This window comes from Nocardia rhizosphaerae (assembly GCF_042650365.1).
Lineage (GTDB): Bacteria > Actinomycetota > Actinomycetes > Mycobacteriales > Mycobacteriaceae > Nocardia > Nocardia rhizosphaerae.
Genome location: NZ_JBHSBA010000015.1, coordinates 1,094,602 through 1,117,087, shown reverse-complemented (window position 1 = coordinate 1,117,087; position 22,486 = coordinate 1,094,602). Strand labels below are relative to the sequence as shown.

At 69.7% G+C, this 22,486-nt stretch carries 15 protein-coding genes; 10 read left to right on the top strand and 5 right to left on the bottom strand.

What is annotated here, in order from left to right:
- Positions 1–48 precede the first annotated feature (48 nt).
- The 8 genes from metH to hisG all read left to right on the top strand — a co-directional run bounded on the left by metH (position 49) and on the right by hisG (position 11,962).
- A complete protein-coding gene (gene metH / locus ACFOW8_RS27380) occupies positions 49–3,645 on the top strand; it encodes a methionine synthase (RefSeq protein ID WP_378554430.1) in 3,597 nt (1,198 codons plus the stop codon).
- 205 nt (positions 3,646–3,850) lie between these two features.
- On the top strand, positions 3,851–6,151 hold the full coding sequence (locus ACFOW8_RS27375; protein WP_378554428.1) for a serine/threonine-protein kinase: 2,301 nt from the start codon (positions 3,851–3,853) through the stop codon (positions 6,149–6,151).
- A 185-nt stretch (positions 6,152–6,336) separates the two neighbouring features.
- Positions 6,337–7,032, top strand: a complete 696-nt coding sequence (locus ACFOW8_RS27370; RefSeq protein WP_378554427.1) for an HAD family hydrolase — start codon at positions 6,337–6,339, stop codon at positions 7,030–7,032.
- 155 nt (positions 7,033–7,187) lie between these two features.
- Positions 7,188–8,051 (top strand): HalD/BesD family halogenase, encoded by an 864-nt coding sequence (locus ACFOW8_RS27365; protein ID WP_378554426.1) that lies wholly within the window; start codon positions 7,188–7,190, stop codon positions 8,049–8,051.
- Positions 8,052–8,063: 12 nt separating this feature from the next.
- On the top strand, positions 8,064–8,879 hold the full coding sequence (locus ACFOW8_RS27360) for a class I SAM-dependent methyltransferase (RefSeq protein ID WP_378554425.1): 816 nt from the start codon (positions 8,064–8,066) through the stop codon (positions 8,877–8,879).
- Positions 8,880–8,888: 9 nt separating this feature from the next.
- Positions 8,889–10,709, top strand: a complete 1,821-nt coding sequence (locus tag ACFOW8_RS27355) for a choline/carnitine O-acyltransferase (protein WP_378554424.1) — start codon at positions 8,889–8,891, stop codon at positions 10,707–10,709.
- Positions 10,710–10,785: 76 nt separating this feature from the next.
- Positions 10,786–11,049 (top strand): phosphoribosyl-ATP diphosphatase, encoded by a 264-nt coding sequence (locus tag ACFOW8_RS27350; protein WP_110041330.1) that lies wholly within the window; start codon positions 10,786–10,788, stop codon positions 11,047–11,049.
- A gap of 61 nt (positions 11,050–11,110) precedes the next feature.
- On the top strand, positions 11,111–11,962 hold the full coding sequence (gene hisG, locus ACFOW8_RS27345) for an ATP phosphoribosyltransferase (RefSeq protein WP_378554423.1): 852 nt from the start codon (positions 11,111–11,113) through the stop codon (positions 11,960–11,962).
- A gap of 13 nt (positions 11,963–11,975) precedes the next feature.
- On the opposite strand, the gene ACFOW8_RS27340 is transcribed toward hisG, so the two are convergent.
- The 5 genes from ACFOW8_RS27340 to ACFOW8_RS27320 form a co-directional block, all read right to left on the bottom strand.
- Positions 11,976–12,341: a hypothetical protein gene (locus ACFOW8_RS27340; protein ID WP_378554422.1), complete on the bottom strand. Its 366-nt coding sequence runs from the start codon at positions 12,339–12,341 to the stop codon at positions 11,976–11,978.
- Complete coding sequence (locus tag ACFOW8_RS27335; RefSeq protein WP_378554421.1) at positions 12,338–18,817, bottom strand: putative T7SS-secreted protein; 6,480 nt, start codon at positions 18,815–18,817, stop codon at positions 12,338–12,340. Before ACFOW8_RS27335 ends, ACFOW8_RS27340 begins: the two co-directional genes overlap by 4 nt.
- A gap of 3 nt (positions 18,818–18,820) precedes the next feature.
- Positions 18,821–19,435 (bottom strand): hypothetical protein, encoded by a 615-nt coding sequence (locus ACFOW8_RS27330; protein WP_378554420.1) that lies wholly within the window; start codon positions 19,433–19,435, stop codon positions 18,821–18,823.
- Positions 19,432–19,842, bottom strand: a complete 411-nt coding sequence (locus tag ACFOW8_RS27325; protein WP_378554419.1) for an SseB family protein — start codon at positions 19,840–19,842, stop codon at positions 19,432–19,434. The genes ACFOW8_RS27330 and ACFOW8_RS27325 overlap by 4 nt, the downstream gene beginning before the upstream one ends.
- Positions 19,843–20,069: 227 nt before the next feature.
- On the bottom strand, positions 20,070–20,966 hold the full coding sequence (locus ACFOW8_RS27320; RefSeq protein ID WP_378554418.1) for a RecB family exonuclease: 897 nt from the start codon (positions 20,964–20,966) through the stop codon (positions 20,070–20,072).
- Positions 20,967–21,078: 112 nt separating this feature from the next.
- On the opposite strand from ACFOW8_RS27320, the gene ACFOW8_RS27315 reads away from it, so the two are divergent.
- Positions 21,079–21,372 (top strand): DUF7373 family lipoprotein, encoded by a 294-nt coding sequence (locus ACFOW8_RS27315; RefSeq protein ID WP_378554417.1) that lies wholly within the window; start codon positions 21,079–21,081, stop codon positions 21,370–21,372.
- Positions 21,373–21,652: 280 nt separating this feature from the next.
- A complete protein-coding gene (locus ACFOW8_RS27310) occupies positions 21,653–22,486 on the top strand; it encodes a tRNA (adenine-N1)-methyltransferase (protein WP_378554416.1) in 834 nt (277 codons plus the stop codon).

Genomic DNA, 22,486 nt, shown 5'->3' with positions numbered 1-22,486 from the left:
TCACCCACAGTGGTCCGCGGTGTCGGTGCCGCCCATTAGTCTTGTTCCATGTCTGCGTCTTCGCCCGCCGGATTCGATACCACGCTCCTCGACACGCTTCGCCGGCGTGTCGTCATCGGCGACGGCGCGATGGGCACCATGTTGCAGGCTGCGGATCTCACCCTCGACGACTTCCGTGGCCTCGAAGGATGCAACGAGATCCTCAACGACACCCGCCCCGATGTGCTGCGCGCGATCCACCGCGCCTACTTCGAGGCCGGGGCCGACGCGGTGGAGACCAACACCTTCGGCTGCAACCTGCCCAACCTGGCCGACTACGACATCGCCGACCGTATCCGCGACCTGTCCGAGCGCGGCACCCGCCTGGCTCGCGACGTGGCCGACGAGATGGGCCCGTCGGCCGACGGCACCCCCCGCTACGTGCTGGGCTCGATGGGGCCGGGCACCAAGCTACCCACCCTCGGGCATGCCCCGTTCGCGGCGCTGCGCGACGCCTACACCGAGGCCGCGCTCGGCATGCTCGACGGTGGCGCCGACGCCATCCTCGTCGAGACCTGCCAGGACCTGCTGCAGGTGAAGGCCGCGATCACCGGGAGCAGGAGGGCGATGCTCGCCGCGGGCCGCCGTATCCCGATCATCACCCACGTCACCGTGGAGACCACCGGCACCATGCTGGTCGGCTCCGAGATCGGCGCGGCGCTGACCGCGCTGGAGCCACTCGGTATCGACATGATCGGCCTCAACTGCGCCACCGGCCCCGACGAGATGAGCGAGCATCTGCGGCACCTGTCGCGGCACGCGCAGATCCCGGTGTCGGTGATGCCGAACGCGGGCCTGCCGGTGCTCGGTGCCAACGGCGCGGAGTACCCTCTGACCCCCGAGGAACTGGCCGTCGCGATGAGCGGGTTCGTCTCCGAGTTCGGGCTCGCGCTGGTCGGCGGCTGCTGCGGCACCACCCCCGAGCACATCCGCCAGGTCGCCGAGGCGGTCCGCGAGACCGAGACCGCGCTGCCGTCGATCGAGCAGCGCCGTACGCCGGTGCACGAGCCCGCGGTCTCCAGCATGTACACCGCCGTCCCGTTCGAGCAGGACGCGTCGATCATGATGATCGGCGAGCGCACGAACGCCAACGGCTCCAAGGCATTCCGTGAGGCGATGCTCGCCGAGGACTGGCAGCGCTGCCTCGAGATCGCCAAGGACCAGACCCGCGACGGCGCGCACATGCTCGACCTGTGCGTCGACTACGTGGGCCGCGACGGCACCGTCGACATGAACGAGCTCGCCTCCCGCCTGGCCACCTCCTCCACGCTGCCGATCATGCTCGACTCCACCGAACCGCCGGTGCTGGAGGCAGGTCTGCAGCACCTGGGCGGCCGGTGCGCGGTGAACTCGGTGAACTACGAGGACGGCGCAGGCCCGGATTCGCGCTTCCAGCAGATCATGCGGCTGGTGTCCGAGCACGGCGCCGCCGTGGTCGCGCTGACCATCGACGAGGAGGGCCAGGCCCGTACGGCCGAGACCAAGGTGGCGATCGCCGAGCGGCTGATCGCCGACATCACCGGCAACTGGGGCCTGCTGGAATCCGACATCATCATCGACACCCTGACCTTCACCCTCGGCACCGGTCAGGAGGAGTCGCGTCGCGACGGCATCGAGACCATCGAGGCCATCCGCGAACTCAAGCGCCGCCACCCGCAGGTGCAGACCACCCTCGGTCTGTCCAATATCTCTTTCGGCCTCAACCCGGCCGCGCGGCAGGTGCTGAATTCGGTGTTCATGCACGAATGTGTCGAGGCCGGACTGGATTCGGCGATCGTGCACGCGTCGAAGATCCTGCCGATGAGCCGCATCCCCGACGAGCAGCGCGAGGTCGCCCTCGACTTGGTCTACGACCGCCGCAGCGAGGACTACGACCCGCTACAGAAGCTGATGGCCCTGTTCGAAGGCGTGTCCACCGCGTCGTCGAAGGCCTCGCGGGCCGAGGAGCTGGCCGCGCTGCCGCTGTTCGAGCGGCTGGAGCGGCGCATCGTCGACGGGGAACGCAACGGCCTCTCCGACGATCTGGACGCGGCGATGCAGTCGGTGCCGCCGCTGCAGATCATCAACGAGACACTGCTGTCGGGCATGAAGACCGTCGGCGAGCTGTTCGGCTCCGGCCAGATGCAGCTGCCGTTCGTGCTGCAGTCGGCCGAGGTGATGAAGTCCGCTGTCGCGCACCTGGAGCCGCATATGGAAGCCACCGACGACGCGGGCAAGGGCCGGATCGTGTTGGCGACGGTGAAGGGCGATGTGCACGACATCGGTAAGAACCTGGTCGACATCATCCTGTCCAACAACGGCTACGAGGTGGTCAACCTCGGGATCAAGCAGCCGATCGCGACCATCCTCGATGCCGCCAAGGACAAGAAGGCCGACGTGATCGGCATGTCCGGGCTGCTGGTGAAGTCGACCGTGGTGATGAAGGAGAACCTGGAGGAGCTCAACGCCAAGGGCGTCGCCGACCAGTTCCCGGTGCTGCTCGGTGGTGCCGCGCTCACCCGCTCCTACGTGGAGAACGATCTCACCGCCGTCTACGACGGCGATGTGCACTACGCCCGCGACGCGTTCGAGGGCCTGCGCTTGATGGACGAGATCATGACCGTCAAGCGCGGCGGTGGCCTCGACCCCGACAGTCCGGAGGCGATCGCGGCCAGGGCCAAGGCCGCCGAACGCAAGGCCAGACACGAGCGGTCCAAGCGCATCGCCGCCGAGCGCAAGGCCGCCGAGACCCCGGTCGAGGTGCCGGAGCGCTCCGATGTGGCCGCCGACCTGCCCGTTCCCACGCCGCCGTTCTGGGGTACCAGGGTGGTCAAGGGCCTGCCGCTGCAGGAGTACGCGGGTCTGCTCGACGAGCGCGCGCTGTTCCTCGGTCAGTGGGGGCTGCGCGGCCAGCGCAGTGGCGACGGGCCGAGCTATGAGGAGCTGGTGGAGACCGAGGGCCGTCCGCGGCTGCGGGCCTGGCTGGACCGGCTGGCCACCGAGGGGGTGCTGCAGCACGCGGCGGTGGTCTACGGATACTTCCCCGCGGTCTCCGAGGGCGACGACGTGATCGTACTCACCGAGCCGGAACCCGATGCGCCGCAACGGTACCGGTTCACCTTCCCGCGCCAGCAGCGCGACCGATTCCTGTGCATCGCCGACTTCATCCGCTCCCGCGAGCGGGCGCGCGAGACCGGGCAGGTCGACGTGCTGCCGTTCCAGCTGGTCACGATGGGACAGCCGATCGCCGACTTCGCCAACGCCCTGTTCGCTGCCGACAACTACCGCGACTACCTCGAGGTGCACGGTGTCGGCGTGCAGCTCACCGAGGCGCTGGCCGAGTACTGGCACCGCCGGGTGCGCGAGGAGCTCACCCTGGACGGGCACTCGGTGGCCGACGACGACCCCGCCGACATCCAGGACTATTTCAAGCTCGGCTACCGCGGCGCGCGCTACTCCTTCGGCTACGGCGCCTGCCCCGACCTGGAGGACCGCGCCAAGCTGGTCGACCTCCTGGAGGCGGGCCGGGTCGGGGTCACGCTGTCGGAGGAACTGCAGCTGCATCCCGAACAGTCCACCGACGCGTTCGTGCTGCTGCATCCGGAGGCGAAGTACTTCAACGCCTGAGTTCGAGGCGGTGACGACGGACCTGGCTCGCTGAGCCCGGTCCGTCTCGCTGTGAGTCTGGTCACTCGGCGGGGCGTAGGTCGTGGTCTCCGGCCCGCAGCGGTCGGGGCAGAACCGGTTCAGCACGTAGGATTTTCGGAGGTTTCATCCCACTGTGGCGCGGAGGGCTGGACGACTCGGCGGTATGGCAGGAGGGGGACTCGGGATGAGTTCGGATCGGTTGATCTCGGGGCGGTATCGGCTCACCGACCCGATCGGCTCCGGCGCGATGGGCGTGGTGTGGCGCGCCACCGATGTCCGGCTGCGTCGCACCGTCGCGGTGAAGCAACTGCTGCTGGCACCGGGGCTCACCGGAACGCAGGCGCTCGAGGCGAAGCTGCGCGCGATGCGCGAAGGCCGGATCGCGGCCAGATTGCACCATCCCAACGCCATCACGGTCTTCGATGTAGCCGAAGAGGACGGCCAGCCCTGGCTGGTGATGGAATACATGAACGCGCCGAGCCTGGCGGTGAAGCTGGCCGGTGGTGCCACCCTGCCGCCGCTGGAGGTGGCGGGAATCGGCGCGCAGGCCGCCGCCGCCCTGTCGGCCGCGCACGACGCGGGCATCATGCACCGCGATGTGAAGCCGGCCAACCTGCTCGTCGGTGACGACGGCACCGTGAAGCTCACCGACTTCGGCATCTCGCACGCCACCGGGGATGTCACCGTCACCGCGACCGGGTTCCTCGCGGGGACCCCGGCCTATCTGGCGCCGGAGATCGCGCGCGGTGACAACCCGAAGCCGGCCGCCGACGTGTTCGCGCTCGGTTCCACCCTCTACGCCGCCGTCGAGGGTGCGCCACCATTCGGCGAGGGCGAGAATCCACTGGCCGTGCTGCACGCGGTGGCGCGCGGGGTGGTGCCGGAGCCGCGGCAGGCGGGTCCGCTTGCCCCGGTGCTGATGTGGTTGCTCACCACGTCCGCCGAGACCAGGCCGACCATGGCGCAGGCCCGCGTGGCCCTGGAAGACGTTGCGGCGGGCCGAGTTCCGGCGCTTCCCGGCGCCGCGACGAAGGTGCTCCCGGTGGGGGAGACCACCGCCCTGCTGCCGGATCAGGGCACGCAGACCGGTCAACCCGCGCCGCGTGCCGCGGCCGCCGGGCTGCTCGGCAGTGGCCTGGCGCTCGCCAAGGCCGCACGTTCGGCGATCACCGGCGGGCGATCCGCGGCTGCGCGGGCGGGTCGCGCCGGGCTGTCCGCGGGTGATCCGGGGCAGGCGCCCGGCGCAGGCGATCCGGGTGCGATGGTCCCGGAGGCACCACGTTCCCTGACCGGTGATGCCCCTGGCCTGGCCTCCGGCGCCACCAGCAGCGGCTCTGCCGAGGGAGACGACAACGTCGGCCGGGTGGGCGATCGCACCGGTGCTCCGGGTGGTGATCCTGCCGGCGTCGGTGATGCCGTGGGTCGAGAGGACGAACGGTTCGGTGCCGCCGGCGGTTCCGTTGGGATCGGTGGTTCCGGCAGTCGGGTGCGTGACGAGTTCGATGGCGCGAGTGATGGTTCCGCCGGTGGCCGCGATGTCTCGGGTCGTGCGGGTGAGCGGTTCGGTGCGGTCGGGGATGGCTTCGCTGGGCTCGACGGTGTCGCGGGTGATGCAGCGGCCGGGGGTGGCGATGGGCGGGGCCGGTCCGGCGCTGTGGGTGGGGCCGCCGGGTTGGGTGGTGCCGCGGGCCAGGCGAATGATCGGTTCGGTGGTGTGGGCGGCGATTCCGCCGAGGTCGGTGGGGCACCTGGCCGTACGGATGACCGGCTCGGCGTCGCGGCCGGGGCCGGCGGCGACGAGCCGGGGCAGCGACGTCCGGCCGGTGCGGTGTCGGATACGGGTGCCGCGAACGGGCGTGGAACGGACAACAGCCGGGCGATCATGCTGCTCGCCGCCGCGGTCGCCGCGTTCACGGTGATGCTCGTGGTGCTGGTGCTCACCCGCGATCGCGGGGCAGAACCCGCGCAGCGGGCGCTGGAACCGGTCACCATCACCACGGTGGTCGACGGCAAGGTGAGTACCGTGGTGATCGTGCCGGAGCCGGAAACGGTGACCATACCTGTGCCCGCGGCGTCGTCGACGGCGGCAGGTGCGCCCCCGACCGGTGCTGTGGACAGCCCGACGGCGACGCCGCACGCTACCGGCACGACAACCACCACGACGCCGTCGGGTTCGCCGCCTACGCCGGCGCCGATCAGCGAGTTCGTCGCCGATTACTACGGCATGCTACCGGGCAACGCCAGCAGGGCGTGGGCGCAACTCTCGCCCGGATACCAGGCGAGCGCGGGCGGCTACCGATCCTATGCCGCATTCTGGAGCCAGTTCGGTTCGGTCGCCGTGTCCGATGTCAGTCACGACGGTGATGTGGTTGTCGCCACCGTGTCGTACAGGTACAAGAACGGTTCACAAGAGTCGGAGCGTCGGTGGTTCCGGGTGGCGCCGGTGAACGGCACGCTGCTGATCGTCGACTCTCAACGGGCATGAAATCGGTTGTGCCCCTGTAAGGTCGGATTCCCCGGTCAATCCTGGCGGGTCTGCTCAGCGTTCAGCAGTGAGGCGACCTGACTGTCCGGTCGGGTGGCGTGGCCGGCTCGCTCGAACCGTTCGGTATCCTGCTCTCGGTGCGCCGACTGCGCGCGTGGGGCAGGGGCTGAGCGAAGGTGGAACGGGTGAGCGCGCGACCGGCGGCGGTGCTGTGGGACATGGACGGCACGCTGCTCGATTCGGAGAAGCTGTGGGACATCGCGGTCCGCGAGCTGGCCCGCGAACACGGCAGGGAACTGACCGACGCGACCAGGCACGCGCTGATCGGCGCCTCCGGTCCGAACGCGTTGCGGATGCTGTTCGACGGTATCGGCGTCGTCGCCACCGCGCCGATACTCGCGCAGGCGGGACACTTCCTGGAACGCCGCGTCACCGAGCTGATGCTCGGCCCGATCCCATGGCGGCCCGGCGCCAAGGACGCGCTGGCCATGGTGCGCGCGGCGGGCCTGCGCTGCGCGCTGGTGACGAACACCAAGCGTTCGCTCACCGAGTACGGCCTCGACACTCTCGGGCGCGACTTCTTCGACGTTTCGGTGTGTGGTGACGAAGTGCCCCACGGCAAACCGGACCCGGCCATCTACCGAAGAGCCGCGGACCTGCTCGAACTCGATCCGGCCGACTGTGTGGCGATCGAGGATTCGCCCACGGGTGCACTCGCGGCACAGGGCGCGGGGTGCGGTCTGATTGTGATTCCGTGCGAAATCGCGGTTCCGCAGGCGCCTGGGCGGGTATTCAGGGAATCACTGGTAGGTCTGTCGACCGCCGATCTGCATGCGGCCGTGACGGTCCGCGACGACCATGTCGGCGGCGCGGCGAGATAGGGCGTAATACCCTACCGTGATCAGTAGGTGATCGGTGTTGCTTTCTTGAAAACTCTTGCCGCACAGTAGTTTTCGTCGCGCCGTGATCTTTCCGGGATAGGCCCGATTTGCCGAAAGCCCGGGCGTGTCGCGGAAAGTTCCCGCAAACTGAAGACATGACAGGCATTCGGGGGCTTGACGAAATCGTCGATATCGCACGGTATCCGCTCACCGATCTCGCCGGGGCGGGCAGGCGTGCCGCGGTCGAGGCCGCACGCGCCGAACTGGCCGAGGACGGATGCACGGTCCTGCGGGAATTCATCCGGCCCGAATTGTGGGACACGTTGCGTGTGGAAGGGGAGCGGATCGCGCCGCACGCCCACTACAAGGTGGAGCGCGTCAACGCCTACAACATCCCGCTCGATGCCGATCTGCCCGCGGGGCATCCGGCCCGGATCGTGCTCGAACGCGGCAACGCCTTCGTCGCTCGTGACCGCATCCCCGCCGACGCACTGATCCAGCGCCTCTACACCGACCCGGTCTTCCAGCGCTTCGTCGCAGACTGCTTCGAACTCGACGAGCTGCACGAATTCGCCGATCCGCTGGCCGGGCTCTGCCTCAATGTCGTCGATCCCGGCATGTCGCACCCGTGGCATTTCGACACCAACGAGTTCACCGTCAGCATGCTGACCAGGGAGCCCGAATCCGGCGGCGTCTTCGAGTACTGCCCCAATATTCGCGATCCGCACGCCGAGCATCTCGACGACGTGCGCGCCGTGCTCACCGGTTCCGGCGGCCGGTTCATCCGCGCGCTGGCGCTGCGCCCTGGCGATCTGCAGCTGTTCAAGGGCCGTTTCTCCCTGCACCGGGTCACCGAGGTGGCCGGTGCGGGCCAACGACATTCGGCGATCTTCGCCTACACGGACCGGCCAGGGGTGATCGGCACTGTCGAACGCACCAGGCAGCTGTTCGGCCGTGTTCTGCCCGACCATGTGGCCGCCTCGGCCGACGCCGTCCGAGGTGACCGACTGCTCGACTGAGAGGAACCGCCCATGTCCGTTCCGTTGCACACCACCGGCAAAGCATCCTTCGACGACATCTACGACAGTGCCGATCCGCGCGCCTACTTCGCCCGGATGAACGAACTGGACTACCGGATCCCGGAACTGGCCAAGCCGCACTTCCAAGAGCAGTTGCGGCAGCTGCGGGCAGCGCGGCCGGAGCGGATCCCGACGGTGCTCGACCTCGGCTGCTCCTACGGGGTGAACGCGGCGCTGCTGCGGACCGGCACCACCGTCGACGAGCTGGCCAGGCACTATCGCGAGCACGCCGACACCGACGCGGTCGGGCTGCTCGCCGCCGACCGGGAGCGGTTGCGCACCGATCTGCTGCCCGACGTACGCTTCGTCGGGATGGACGCCGCACGCCCGGCGCTGACCTACGCCCACGCCGCCGGACTCCTGCACGACTACGTGCACGCCGACCTCGAGGCCACCGAGCCCACCGAGGCCCAGCGGCGTGTGCTCGCCTCCGCGGACCTGGTGATCTCCACCGGGTGTGTCGGCTACATCACCGAGAAAACCCTGTCCAGGGTCGCCCAGGCAGATCCACAGAAGCGACCGTGGATGGCGCATTTCGTGTTGCGGATGTTCGATTTCGGCCCCATCGCCGCCGAACTCGCCGCGCTCGGCTACCGCAGCGAGCAGCGTCCCGGTATGTTCCAGCAGCGTCGCTTCGCGTCGGCACAGGAACGAGCACAGGTGCTGGATGCGTTGGCGGCCAAGGGAATCGACACCACCGATCACGAAGCCGAAGGCTGGCTCTACGCCAATCTGTTCGTCTCACGCCCGCATCCCATCGAGACCTGAGGATCTGGATTGAACCCACCGACGTTCGCCGCCGAAGACACCCTGCCGCGGGTACCGCTGCCGACACTGGACGACAGTTGCGAGCGGTTCCTGCAGTGGTGTCGACCGCTGCTCGACGCCGACGAACTCGCCACCACCGAGGCCGCAGTAGCGGAGCTGCTGCGGCCCGGCGGTGCCGGCCGCACCCTGCACGCCGCACTCGCGGAATACGACGCGACGCCAGGGGTCGGTAGCTGGCTCGACGAGTTCTGGCCCTCGCGCTATCTCGGCCGCCGCGACCGGATCGCGCTCAATGCCAACTTCGTGTTCCTGTTCCGCGACGACACCCCGCTCGCGGCCTCCACCGTGGCCGGGCAGACCGAGCGGGCCGCGGCGATCATCGGCGCCGCCGTCGACTACAAGCTGGCGCTGGACCAGGAGAAGATCGCGCCGGTCACCCAGCGTGGTCAGCAGCTGTCGATGTGGCAGAACAAGTACCTGTTCTCCGAGACCAGGATCCCGGGCGAGGTGCAGGACACCGTGCGCAAGCCCTACAGCGCGGAGTGGCCCGGTCCGTCGGACGCCCGTCACATCGTGGTGTTCTACCGCGGCAACGCCTTCCGGATGGACGTGATCGGCCCCGACGGCGCGCCGTACGCGTTCGAGGACGTCGTCGACGGCCTGCGCGCGGTGATCAAGGGCGGCACCAAGCCCGCTGCCACCGACACCGCCGTCGGCCACCTCACCACCAAGGCCCGCGCGCAGTGGGCGCGCAGCCGGGCCACGCTACGCGCCGAGGCGGCCAATGTCGCCGCGTTCGACGAGGTCGAGACCGCGCTGTTCGCGGTGTGCCTCGAGGACTTCGCCCCGCGCGACGAACTGCACGCCTGCGATCAACTGCTGCACGGTGACAGCGCCAACCGGTACTTCGACAAGTCGGTGTCGTTCATCGTCTTCGCCGACGGCCAGGCCGGCATCAATATCGAGCACTGCGGGCTCGACGGCACCACCGTGCTGTCGTTCGTGGACGCGCTGCTCGAGCGCACCGCGCAGGATCACGCCGCCACCAGCGGCGCGCGGGCGCAAGGACTGCCGTCGGTGGAGCCGATCGAGTTCGTCCTCGATTCGGCCGCACGGGCCGACATCGCCGCGGCAGGCGCCGATTTCGCGCGCTTCGCCGCCGACACCGCCACCTCGCTGGTCTCCTTCGACGACTTCGGGACCGCCGCGGCCAAGCAACTCGGCATCTCGCCCGACGCCTTCGCCCAGCTGGCCTACCAGCTCGCCCACCGGCGCAGTAAGGGCCTGACCGGCGCCACCTACGAGTCCATCGCGACCCGGCAGTTCCGCAACGGCCGCACCGAGGCCATGCGCGTGGTGACCCCGGAGATGGTGGCCTTCGTCGACGCGATGGTCGACGACACCGTCGACCGCGCCACCAAGCTGGCCGCGGCCCGCACGGCGGCGAGCGCCCACGTGGGCCGGGCCAAGGAGTGCCAGGCGGGGCAGGCGCCCGAACAGCACCTGTGGGAGCTGGAGTGGATCCAGCGCAGGCGTGGCGCCGAACTCGGTGTCGCCGACGAGCGGATCGCCCTGTTCGACAGCCCAGGCTGGACGATCATGCGCGACGACTACCTGAGCACCAGCTCGGCGCCGTCGCAGTACATCCGCTACTTCGGCTTCGGCTCCACCAGCCCGAAGTGCATCGGCATCGCCTATGTGCTGCTGCCCGACCGCTGGAACATCTACCTGGCCACCCCGAAGTCGGTGGCCGACGAGATGTACGCCTTCGCCGACCACCTGCGCACCGCGGTCACCGATTTGCGGACACTGCTGGCGGAGCAGTCCTGAGCCTTCCCGCGCACCGTCGTCCCGAGCGGCGGTGCGCGGGAAAAGCGGTGTACACGGTGTGAAACAATGTTTCATCGTGAAGAACTTCGAATCCCTGTTCGCCGAGCTGACCGAGCGCGCCCAGACCCGCCCCGAGGGGTCGGGCACCGTGGCCGCACTGGACGCCGGCGTCCACTTCCAGGGTAAGAAGGTGCTCGAGGAGGCCGGGGAGATCTGGCTGGCCGCCGAGCACGAGAGCGACGAAGCCCTCGCCGAGGAGATCTCCCAGCTGCTGTACTGGGTCCAGGTGATGATGGTGGGTCGCGGGCTGAAGCTCGAGGACGTGTACCGACATCTGTGACGGCTGATCCGTCCCGTCGACACGTCATCCCCTCCGCTTCTCCCGAAAGGTCCCCATTCCCATGTTGCGCGTCGCTGTTCCCAACAAGGGTTCGCTGTCGGAATCGGCCGTCTCCATCCTGAGCGAGGCCGGTTACCGCAAACGCACCGATTCCCGCGAGCTCACCGTCCTCGATCCGGTCAACCAGGTCGAGTTCTTCTTCCTGCGGCCCAAGGACATCGCCATCTACGTCGGCTCCGGTGAGCTCGACCTCGGCATCACCGGTCGCGACCTCGCCCTGGACTCCGGCTCACCGGTGACCGAGCGGCTCTCGCTCGGCTTCGGCCGCTCCACCTTCCGCTACGCCGCGCCGGCCGGGGACGAATGGAAGGTCGAGGACCTCGCGGGCAAGCGCATCGCCACCTCCTACCCGAACCTGGTGCGCGCGGATCTGGCGCGGTTCGGGATCGAGGCCGAGGTGATCCGGCTCGACGGCGCCGTGGAGATCTCCATCCAGCTCGGTGTGGCCGACGCGATCGCCGATGTCGTCGGTTCGGGTCGCACCCTTCGCCAGCACAATCTGGTGGCTTTCGGTGAGTCGCTGTGCGACTCGGAGGGCGTGCTCATCGAACGCACCGGCTCCGATCGCGACGACCGGGCCCGCAACCAGCTCATCGCCCGCATCCAGGGTGTCGTGTTCGCCCAGCAGTACCTGATGCTCGACTACGACTGCCCCAAGTCCCTGCTCGACGCCGCCGTCGCCATCACGCCCGGCCTGGAGTCGCCCACCGTGTCCCCGCTCACCGACCCCGACTGGGTCGCGGTGCGGGCCCTGGTGCCGCGCAAGCAGGGCAACGACCTGATGGACCGTCTGGCCGACCTCGGTGCCAAGGCCATCCTCGCCACCGACATCCGGTCCTGCCGCGCCTTCTGAGCGATCGCGCCGGTCAGACCGGGTTCTCGTCGAGACCTCGGACCACGTCGCGAATGAGCGTCGCCAGGCCGCGTAGCCATTCCGCCGCCTCCGCATCGGAGGCTTCGTCGTCCAGGACCCAGTTGCCGTGCGCGGCAACCATCCACGACAGTGTTCCAGGCGGTTGTGGCGAGGCGAGAAGCGTTTCGATCGCGTCGGCGTCGCGCAGTACGGTGTTCTTGTTGAGCCGAGCCGTGCGCGCGATGTCTACGCGCAGTTCCTCGAGATCTTCGACATCGGCAACGTGGCAGAGCAAGAACTCACGCACTTCGTCGATCGCCGGTGGGCGCGGTCGGTTCATGCGTGCGCGAAGTGCCTCTGGGATATCCACATTCGTCACGATAGTCCTCCTGAGGGGAACGCGGTCACGACCATGATCGAGGGCGGGTCGCCCGGCATGAGCTCGAATCTCACCGCGGCGAAACGAGCGTGATCGTAGTGGGCCGACCGCGGCCCGACGCCGTGCATCCCTTCGTTGAAGAATCCGTCGCCCGTCGTCCGCTCCGCATCGAATGTCGCTCGGTGCCGCCCATCCAACGCGAGGTCGCTGCGAACCGTCTCCCAGTTCGCCCGCAGATACTCGTTGACGGTTCGGTTCATGGTCTCCTCGTCGCGCCAGCGGTACGACCAGTTCTCCGGGCGGGCCCAGGGGTCGTCGCCGTAGATACGGCCCTCGACAGTGCGCTCCCCTTCCGGCGCGTCGCCGCGGTGCAGCGGCATGTCCGGACCGTGGCGTTCGAGCGAGTGGGCGCCGTTGGCCCCGTACCTCGCATCGTTGGCTGCCATGTCGATATGGGGAGGGGTATCGCCGAGAGCCTCGTAGATCCGCAATCGCTCCAGAAGCTCGATGTCTTCCGGTGTGCTCGCGGTCTCGTCCGGCGTATTGCCGGTCTCATCGGTGCCGGTCCGTCCGGCACCGGGCGAGGAGTTGGGGTCGGGGACTGTTTCCGGCGTAACCGGTGGTCGGCCCACGTCGACGGTCGGTGAGGTCGGGGTGGGGTTGTGCGGCGTGACAGCGTGCGGGTCGGCATGCTCATCGGGTTCGGGGTCTGCTGGCCTGCACTCGTCCGGGATCAGGCCGAGGGGGTCGGTCCAGGTTCGGGGGTTGTGGGGGTAGGTGTTGGGGTTGGCGGCGGGGGCGAGACCGAGGGGGTCGCGGGTGAGGTAGCGGGCGGTTTCGGGGTCGTAGCTGCGGTGGAGGTTGTAGTGCAGGCCGGACTCGGGGTCGTGGAACTGGCCGGGGAAGCGGAGCGGGGTGCTGGTGTGGCCGTGCCAGGTGGTGCGGCCCCAGAGGGTGGTGGTGGCGGCGGTGGCGGCGAGTTCGCCGGTGCTCGGGTCGACGAGTTCGACGGGCGTACCGGCCGGGTCGGTGATGACGGCGTGGAACTGCTGTGCGGTCGGGGTATCGCGGCATTGCGTGAGCGGGATGTGGCTGTCCGGGAGGTACGTCCAGCGCAATGTCGATGTACTGGAAGTGCTTTCGATGAGGAGAGTGTCGTCCCAGGCGTAGTCGGTGCGGTCGAGGACGGCGCCGTCGGCGGCCAGGCGCTGTTTGGAGCGGCGCCTGCCGAGGGCGTCGTAGGTGTAGTGCCACCACTGACGGTCCGGGGTGTACAGGTCGGTGAGCTGGTCGAAACTGTTGTAGCGGTAGTGCCAGGTGTGATCGCCGGTCCTCTTGCGGACGAGGCGGCCTGCACGGTCGTAGTCGTAGCGGTTGTGGCCGTCCCCGGTCAGCAGGTTGCCCCGGTATTCGCGGTGGGTGGGGCCCGCGGCGGCGATATTGCCGAGCGGATCGTAGCGGTACTGCTCGCCGGGGCGGTCGTCCTCGGCGACGGCGGTGACCCGGCCGAGCGCGTCGAGGGTGTACGCACGGCGCCGGGCGGGGGTGTTCGGCCGGGCGGTCGTCTCCGAGACCAGATATCCGTCGGCGCGGTAGCGGAATTCGTCGCGCCGGACATCGCGGGGCGCCGGGCGCGTGGCGTCGCCGAGACCGAGAGACACCAGGCGTGCCGGGAACGCGGTGACCTGTTGGCGCAGGAGCTTGCCGCGCGCGGTGACGGTGCGGTCGATCGCGAGCTCGCCGAGGCGCAGGCCGGTGAGGTGCCCGGCGAGGTCGTAGTCGAGGGCGATGTCGTGCCCGCCGACGGCGATGCGGTCGATCCGGCCCGCCGGGTCGTGATGCCAGCCGGTGTCCGCGCCGGTCGGGCTGGTGCGGCGGATACGGCGCCCGTGCGGGTCGTAGCCGAACCGCATCGGCGGCCGATCGTCGACCTGCTCGGACTCGAGCAGACCGGTGGGCCCGTAGGTGTAGGCGATGGTGTGCACGGGCGTGTCGCCACGGCCGGTGGCCGCGCGGACGATCCGGCCCATCGGGTCGTAGGTATGGCGGATCCAGTCGCCGTCGTCGGTGACGATCTCGACGCGCCTGCCCAGAATGTCGTAACGGTGACGGCGGGTGACCCCGGTCGCCGGCGTCACGCCGGTCACGCGGCCTGCCCGATCCCAGGTGTAGGTGGTGGTCGCGCCGCTGTAGTCGGTCTCGGCGATCAGCCGGCCCGCCGCGTCGTACCGGTAGGTCCAGGTCCGGCCGAGGGGATTGTGCACGGCGGTGAGGCGCCGTTCGGTATCCCACTCGTAGCGAGTGAGCGTGCCGTCGGGATCACGCCGGGACACGAGCAGATCGAAAGGGCCGTAGTCGTATTCGGTACGCCCACCCGCGGGATCGGTGTGCGAGACGAGGTTGCCTTCGCCGTCGTAGGACCACGATTCCCGGCTTCCGTCGGGATCGGTGCGCGAGCACAGGTGCCCTGCGGGCGACCATACGTAGCGTGTCACCGCGCCGTTGGGGTCCACGGCCCGCACAGGCCTGCCCGCGCGGTCGCGCTCGATCCGGGTGGTCGCCCCCAGCGGATCGACCAGCGCGATCGGCAGACCGGCGGCATCGACCCGAACGGTGGTGCGGACCCCCGCGGAGGTGACGCAGGCCAGAGCGCCGGACCGATGGTAGGCGAACTCGGTGCGCGACCCGGCGGGGCCGACGGCGGCCGTGAGATCGCCGTTGGCCGACCATTCGCGGCGGTGCACCGACCCGTCCGCGGTGATGATCACGCTCGGCCGGTTGCGCCAGGTGTACTCGTACTCCAGGAGGACGCCATCGGGCCGGACGATCTCCGCGGGATCGCCGGCGGCGTTGTAGCGGTAGGTGGTGGTCGTCGCCGGGTCGGGGCCGGTGACGGTCAGTGGTTTGCGGTCGGCGTTGTAGTCGGTGTGCCGGTGGGCGCCGTCGGGGGTGATCAGGTCGCGCAACTGCAGTTCCCGGTCGAAACCGTGGCTGGTGACGGCACCGAGCGAGTCGGTGACCGCGGTGAGTCTGCCCGCCCCACCGGGGAACTGGACATAGGCGTAGTCGCAGTTCAGGATGCCCGCGGTCCCGCGCTGGCGCACCACGCGCCCGTCGGCGTCGTAGGTGTTGACCATCCGGTTGCCGCGGGAGTCGGTCCACGAGGTCATCCGGTCGTCGGCGTCGTAGGTGTAGGCCGTTGTGGCCGCCACGGCATTGGTGACGGTGGTCAGTCGGCCTGCGGTGTAGGTGAATTCGGCCACCGGTGCCACGGCCGTACCGCTGTCGTCGTCGACGAGGCCGATACCGGTGACGCGGCCGTGCTCGGTGTCGACCAAGACGCGGTAGCCGCCCGAGTGCGAGATCTCGACCGGCGCGCCGGTCTCGTCGTAGTGGAAGCGGATCCGGTTGTGGTGGCGGTCGGTGACGGCCGACACCGCGTAGTTGCCGAGCTCGGCGTCGAGACCACCGACGGCGGGCTCGGGGGCGAAATGCCAGATCAGTTCGCGGCGCTGGTCCCATACCCGGTAGCCACCGGTCCGCGTGCGGGTCAGCGTCCACGCCTGTCCGTCGGTACTCGGCCGCACCGGATCGCCCACCTCCGGATGCGGGTAGGCGAGCATGAGCCCGTCCTCACCGAGGAAGGTGACGCCCTCGTCCGACACGACGACGCGGGTATCGAGAGTCGACGACCACGACCGGCCGAACCAGCGACCGAACCGGAAGTCGGAGTGGTGGGACCGGCGCAGCACCAACGGCAGGACCCCGCGTAGTTCGAGATCGGTTTCCGGCAGCAGGAACTCACCGGTGCCGATATCGACGGGGTCGCGGGAGCATGTCTTCTGATCGGGGGTGCGGTTGTGCTCGGCGCCGCAGCGGCGGGCGGTGTCGTGCGCGTCGGTGTCGGCCTCCGCCCGGTCTTTCGCGGTGGGGGCGTCGGAGTCCGGTTCCTCGGCGGTCCCGGGATCGCGGTCGGGGGCGGTGTCTTCGGTGGCATCGGGATCGCGTTCGGTGCGGGTGTCCGGCCCGTGCTCGCGGTCGGTCGGGGTGTCCGGGCGGGCGGTGTCGGTGTCTCGTGGCGGGCTCGGGTCACGGTCGAGCGGTCGGTCCGGGGCGGGGGTGTGCTCGGTGCGGGTGTCGGGGTTCCTGGTCGCGACGTCGGGGCGCGCGGCCGCTGTCGCCGGTGCAGGCGCGACGGGGCGGCCGGTGGCGTCGGGCGCCGGTGCGGCGCGCGGGGTGTCCGGCGCCGTCCGCGGTGCTGCAGGCGGTGGATCCGGTTGCGGGCGTGCGGATGACGCGTCCGGGCGGGAGGGTGGGGGAGAGGTCGTCGCCTGCGCGCGTGCGGGTGCCGCATCCGGCTGGCGGGGCGCCGAACCCCCGTCCGGGTGCGTGGCAGGGAGCCACGTCGGGGCGGGGGTCGCAGTCCGGGCGGCCGGTTCGGCCGGACGGGTGCCGGGAGGGTGCGAGTCGGGGGTGGTCGAGGTCCGATCCATCGCCGGGGTCGGCGCGGGGGAATGCGGCTGAGTCGTTCCCGGCTCCGGATGCCGCGTCGGTGTCGCTACCGGATCGTCGCGCTGGATGGGCGTGTCGTTGCGATGGCTCGGTTCCGCGCGTTGGGCGGACGCGTCTGCCTGATGCGTCAGGGTGGGGTCCGTGCGCTGGACCGGTGCCGGGTCGGTCTCGCGGGGTGGGGTGGACTCGGTGCGCTGCGACGGTGTGTCGTGCTGGTGCGCCGGTGCCGGGTCCGTGCGCTGAACCGGTGCGTCGTCGGTGGTTTGCGCAGACGTGTGCTCGGTGGGGGCGTCGGCGTGGCGGGTCGGTGTCGGCTCGGTGCGTTGCGATGGCGTGGAGTCGGTGCGGTGGGTGGGGGTGTCGCCCTGCTCCGTGTGGTGCGGCGGGCCGGTTTCCCTGGCGGGCGTGGTGGCCGCTTCCGGGCGCGGGTCGGTGCGGGATTCCGGGGGCTCTGGATCGGGGCTGCGTTCCGGGGCTGGGGCGGGTTCGGGGCGCGCGGGTTCGGGGTCGCGGGTGAGTGCGGGGTCGGCGCCCGCGGGCGCGGGTTCGCTGTCGCGTTCGGTGCGCGGTGCGGGGTCGGGCGCGCTGGGCTCGGTGCGCTCCGACATCGCCGACGGCCCGCCGGTGGTGTCCTCGGTCCGTGGTGTTTCACGCTGGGGTGCCCCGTCCACCGGGTGACCGGTGCCCGGTGGACGGCCGTCCTGCGAGTTCGGCAGCCCGGCCCGTGGCTCCGCGCGGTCCGGTGTGCGCTGCCCCGGTGGCTCCGCCTGCCGGTTCGGCTCGGGCGCGGCGGGCTGTCGTGTCGGATTCCGGGTGTGCGGAGCGGGATCGGCATCGGGACGGCCGGGCAGCCGCCTGCCGGTGTCGGCGACTCGCCTGAGGGCCGAGATCACGGGCTTCACACTGCCGCCTCCGCCGGTGGCGGCCGTGAGGATGACGTCCGGCGCGAGCGAACCGGCGAACTCGAACGGATTGGTCCGCGCGTCCTCCAGGATCGCGGTGACCGCCGCCCCCGGGTCGGCCACCGCGACGACCAGGCCGGTGCCGAGATCGGAAAGTCCTTCGACGTATTCGGCAGGATGGGTGATGTTGTAGATGTCGGTCGGGTTGAGCTGGCGCGCGAACTGCACGATCCCGGTGGTCGCGGTGAACGCGCCGGCGAAGAAGTTCAACGCCCCGTGCTCGAGCACGCCACCGAGATCGGACAGGTGGGCGATCCACCGTTGGCTGAACGGCGGTTCCTTCGGGGCTTTGTCGGTGGCCGCCGACACCGCGCCGACCGCGATCGAGGCCCCGTTGTCGCGCTGAATCCGCGCCGCCCGCAGGATCTCCCTTGCCTCGTTCCGCTTCGACGTCCAGGTGTCGACCAGCGGGGTCTGTGCCTGCTGCTCGGCGGTGAGCCCGTTCCACCACGACGTCATCCGCCGTTCCTCGGCGTCGGCCGCCTGCCACCGGTCGATGGCGGTCTGCGCCTTGTCCTGTGCGGCCTTCACCTCGTTCTGCCAGGCCGTCATGGCGTCGGCGGCGGCGGTCATGGCGTCGGCGCCGTCGAACCAGAGCTTGGGCTGCTTGTCGTAGACGGTGTTGAAGGCGTCGGCGCCCTTGCCGGACCACTCGGCGGCATCGATCTTCTGCAGCGCCTGACCGGTCGACTCCACTGCCTCGGCCATCGTGGTCAACGTCTGCGCGGTGGAACCGATCTCGGACGGTTCGCCGAGGACGAGCTCCTTGGGGTCGTCGGTCTGCCCGAGTTCTTTCTCCTCGACATCGCCGCCGGTCGCGGAGGCGATGGTGTCGCCGAGATCGTCGAGCGCGTTACCGATCCCGTCCAACCCGATCCGGCGCGCCCCGTCGCCGACGAGATCGAGGCCGTCATCGATGACCTGACCAGCGCCTTCGGCGAGGCTTTCGACGCCCTTCTCGACCGCGTTGCCGACCTTGTCGAAGAGTTCCCCCAGCCCCACGGACTACCGGTTCCCTTGCTGCTGCATGAGTTCGGCGGCCTGTTGGGCGGCTCCGGTGTCCCAGCCGGGCGTGGTGCCGGTGACCACACCGGACAGCGGACTCACATTCGCCAGCGCTTGCGGCCCTACCTGCTCGACCACCCGCAGGTTGTCGCGGAGGTGGTTGTTGGCGTCGACGAACGACTGCGGGCTGTAATCCGCATTGCGGATGTGGTTGAACGAATTATCGGCGAACGTCTGTCCCCAGGAGCGCTCGGCGATCTCGTCGCTGGACAGATGCGGATTGCCCGCCATGTGGGTCCACATCGTCTTGAGCGTGTTCTCGGCCTTGGTTTCCATCTCGTCGTAGCGGCCCGCCGCCAAGCCGAGGGTCAGCGCGATCGCGTTGCCCGCCTGGACCAGTGCGCGTACACCCCACGACCACCGCTCGGTGAAGTCCTCGAACGACTTCTGCACCGTATGCTTGCCCGCCTCCAGCGTGGACAGGGTGAGCAGCGCGAATCCCCTGCCCATGTTGCCGGTTTCGCCGATCCCCAGCTCCGACAGCGCGCCGATGGTGCCCTCGATCCCGGTCGCGGCCTGCCGCAGCACCGTCTGGTCGACTTTCAGAGTGGTCATGGCATCCCCGTGGCGTCGGTCGCGTGCTCGGTGAGATCCGGGGGAAACGCCATCGGCGCGGTACCGACGATGTCGATCGCTATCCCCGCCGGCTCGGTGCGGGTGTCGAGGTACTCACGCAACCGCCGCCCGAAGATCCAGTGGTAGCGGTGCTCCCGGTCGCGATCCGGATCGTCGTCGAGCAGGTCGCGCATCGCCGCGAATCGCGCGTATTCCGCGATGCTGGTGAACACGCACAACCAGTCGATGCCGCCGTGCGGCAGGACCACTACGCGATCCTCTGCGGTCAGCGGCACCAGCACGGCCGCGTGCCGGAACGCGTCGAGTAGTGCCGCGGGTTGGCCGAATCCGGCGTAGTACGCGGCGATCTCGTCGTGCAGGCGGTCACGGCCGTCGCCAGGTGGCATTCCCCGAACCTCCCCGCCCGCACACGCTGCCCTTTCTCGAACATGAGTGTACTCGAGTCACGCTCGCGGCGGAGAGGTCCGGTTGCCGGGACTCGCCGCCACGAGACCGCAGTGTCGATGCCGTGGGAGTCGTTCGGCAGCAATAGAGTTCGCCGCAGGATGCCGCGGGTGCCCACGTCTCGACGGGCAGCGGTCGTCGACGCTGCGGTGCCGGGGCCGAACGGGGCTCAAACGTCCTCGGCGGCGCGCACGCCGGGGATGCCGAGTTCGGTCGGTGCCGGTTCGCCGTGCGGCCAGCCCGGATACGGCGGCGGTGTGCCGCCGAATTCCGGGCACAGGTGCTGGAATTCGCAGTATCGGCACATCGGGTTGCGGTTGGCCGGGAAGTTCCCGGTGCGGCCCGCCACCAGGATGGCCTCCCACAGCGCGGTGAGAATACGGGCGAAGCGTTCCAGCTCCGCGCGCTCGGGGGTGTAGGTGAGCAGTGCCTTGTCTGCCAGATAGATCAGCCGCAGCTGCGCGGGCACGATGTCGCGGGTGCGCAGGATCATCAGCGCGTAGAACTTGAGCTGGAACAGCGCCTGTGCCTCGTGCAGCGGGCCGGGGGAACGGCCGGTCTTGTAGTCGACCACCCGGAGCAGGCCGTTGGGCGCGATATCGATGCGATCGACGAAACCGCGCAGCGGGACCGCGCCGTCCAGCTCGACCTCGACGCGCTCCTCCAGCGCGTGCGGTTCGAACCTGGTCGGATCCTCGAGCTCGTAGTAGCTCGCGACCAGTCGGCGTACCTCCTCGAACAGCGCTTCCGGGCCACCGGCGGCCACCAGTTCGTCGAGCCCGTCGCGGTCCGCGCGTACCCGCTCCCACGCGCCGGGAACCAGGTCGGCCGCGCGCCCGGCCTGCCGCTGCTCGGCGGGAAGGGTGAACAGATCCTCGAACACCGCGTGCACGAGCGTCCCGCGCACCGCCGCCCGTGTCGGCGGCTCGGGAATCCGATCGATCGCCCGGAACCGGTACTTCAGTGGGCACTGTTTGAAATCGCTTGCCCGCGACGGCGACAGCGCCGGACGCGACCGCCCGACCGGCTCGTCGGCGGCGAAGGATGCGGGCGCAGGCACTGACATACTTCGCAGGGTATCGGCAGGCACCGACACCGATCGCCTGGATTCGATCCGCGCCGCTCACTCTGCCGGGAAAGGTGCGGACGGCTCGGCCGACGACCTCGCGACGATCAGCTTGCGGGCGCTGGAACAGCAACGGCCACTGCTGGATACGTTCGATCCGACACCCACCGCCGAGCTGGCGCGGTTGCCCTACGACCCCGACGGCGTCTACGACCTGTCGGTCGGTGACAACGGCAGCGGCCGCGGTGCCTACCGGCAGCATGCCGCGCTGCTGTTCGCCGAAGATCAGCCCGCTGCGGTGACCATGTACCCGCGGCTCGGGGTGAGCGCCATGGCGATCAAGGGCAGCACCGTCTACCGCGCGAAGGACGCCGCCGCGGCGCCGAACTCGCCTCCGCCACCGTGACGGCGATCGCCAGTGCCTGGCACAAGACGTCCGCCCCCGCGCCGGACGACGTGCCCGGCGCTGGCTGTGTGACCGATGGCGCCGACCACGCCAATTCCTGGGTCGGTGTGGTGACCGCTGGACGGTACGTGGGCGAAATACCAGGATGCGGCACATCGCGACGCCCGCGAGCAGTATCGGGTGCTCGTCGCCGCGCGGTAGCCGACGCCGGTCACCCCGGTGCCGTGCCGGGTGCGGTCCACCTGGCAGGCTGTGATGTCCATTCGAAGAACGGAGATCCATGACGGCCAGACGGACCGGTCCATTCGCCATCGGGGACCGGGTGCAGCTGACCGATGCCAAGGGGCGCCTCTACACGGTCGTGCTGGAGGAAGGGAAGGAATTCCACACCCATCGCGGCGGCATCAAGCACGACGAGCTGATCGGCACCGCCGAGGGCAGTGTGGTCACTTCTACCAACGGCACCCCCTATTTGGCGCTGCGGCCGCTGCTGGTCGACTACGTGCTGTCGATGCCACGCGGCGCGGCCGTCATCTACCCCAAGGACGCCGCCCAGATCGTGCACGAGGGGGACGTCTTCCCCGGTGCCAAGGTGCTCGAGGCCGGTGCCGGTTCCGGCGCGCTCACCTGCTCGCTGCTGCGCGCGGTCGGGCCCAGCGGCGAGGTGATCTCCTACGAGATCCGCGACGACCACGCCGAACACGCCGTGCGCAATGTGGAGACCTTCTTCGGTGAGCGGCCGGCCAACTGGTCGCTGACCGTCGCCGATGTCGCCGGGTACGACGGACCGCAGGTCGATCGTGTGGTGCTGGACATGCTGGCCCCCTGGGACGCGCTGCCCGCCGTCTCGAAGGCGCTCGTGCCCGGCGGCGTGCTGATCGTCTACGTGGCGACGGTGACGCAGCTGTCGAAGGTGGTCGAGGCGCTGCGCGAACAGGAGTGCTGGACCGAACCGCGCTCCTGGGAGTCGATGGTGCGCGGCTGGCACGTCGTCGGCCTCGCCGTGCGCCCCGAGCATCGGATGCAGGGGCACACGGCCTTCCTGGTGAGCGCGCGCAGGCTCGCCGAGGGCACCGTCACGCCCAAGCCGCAGCGTCGCCCGTCCAAGGGCTGA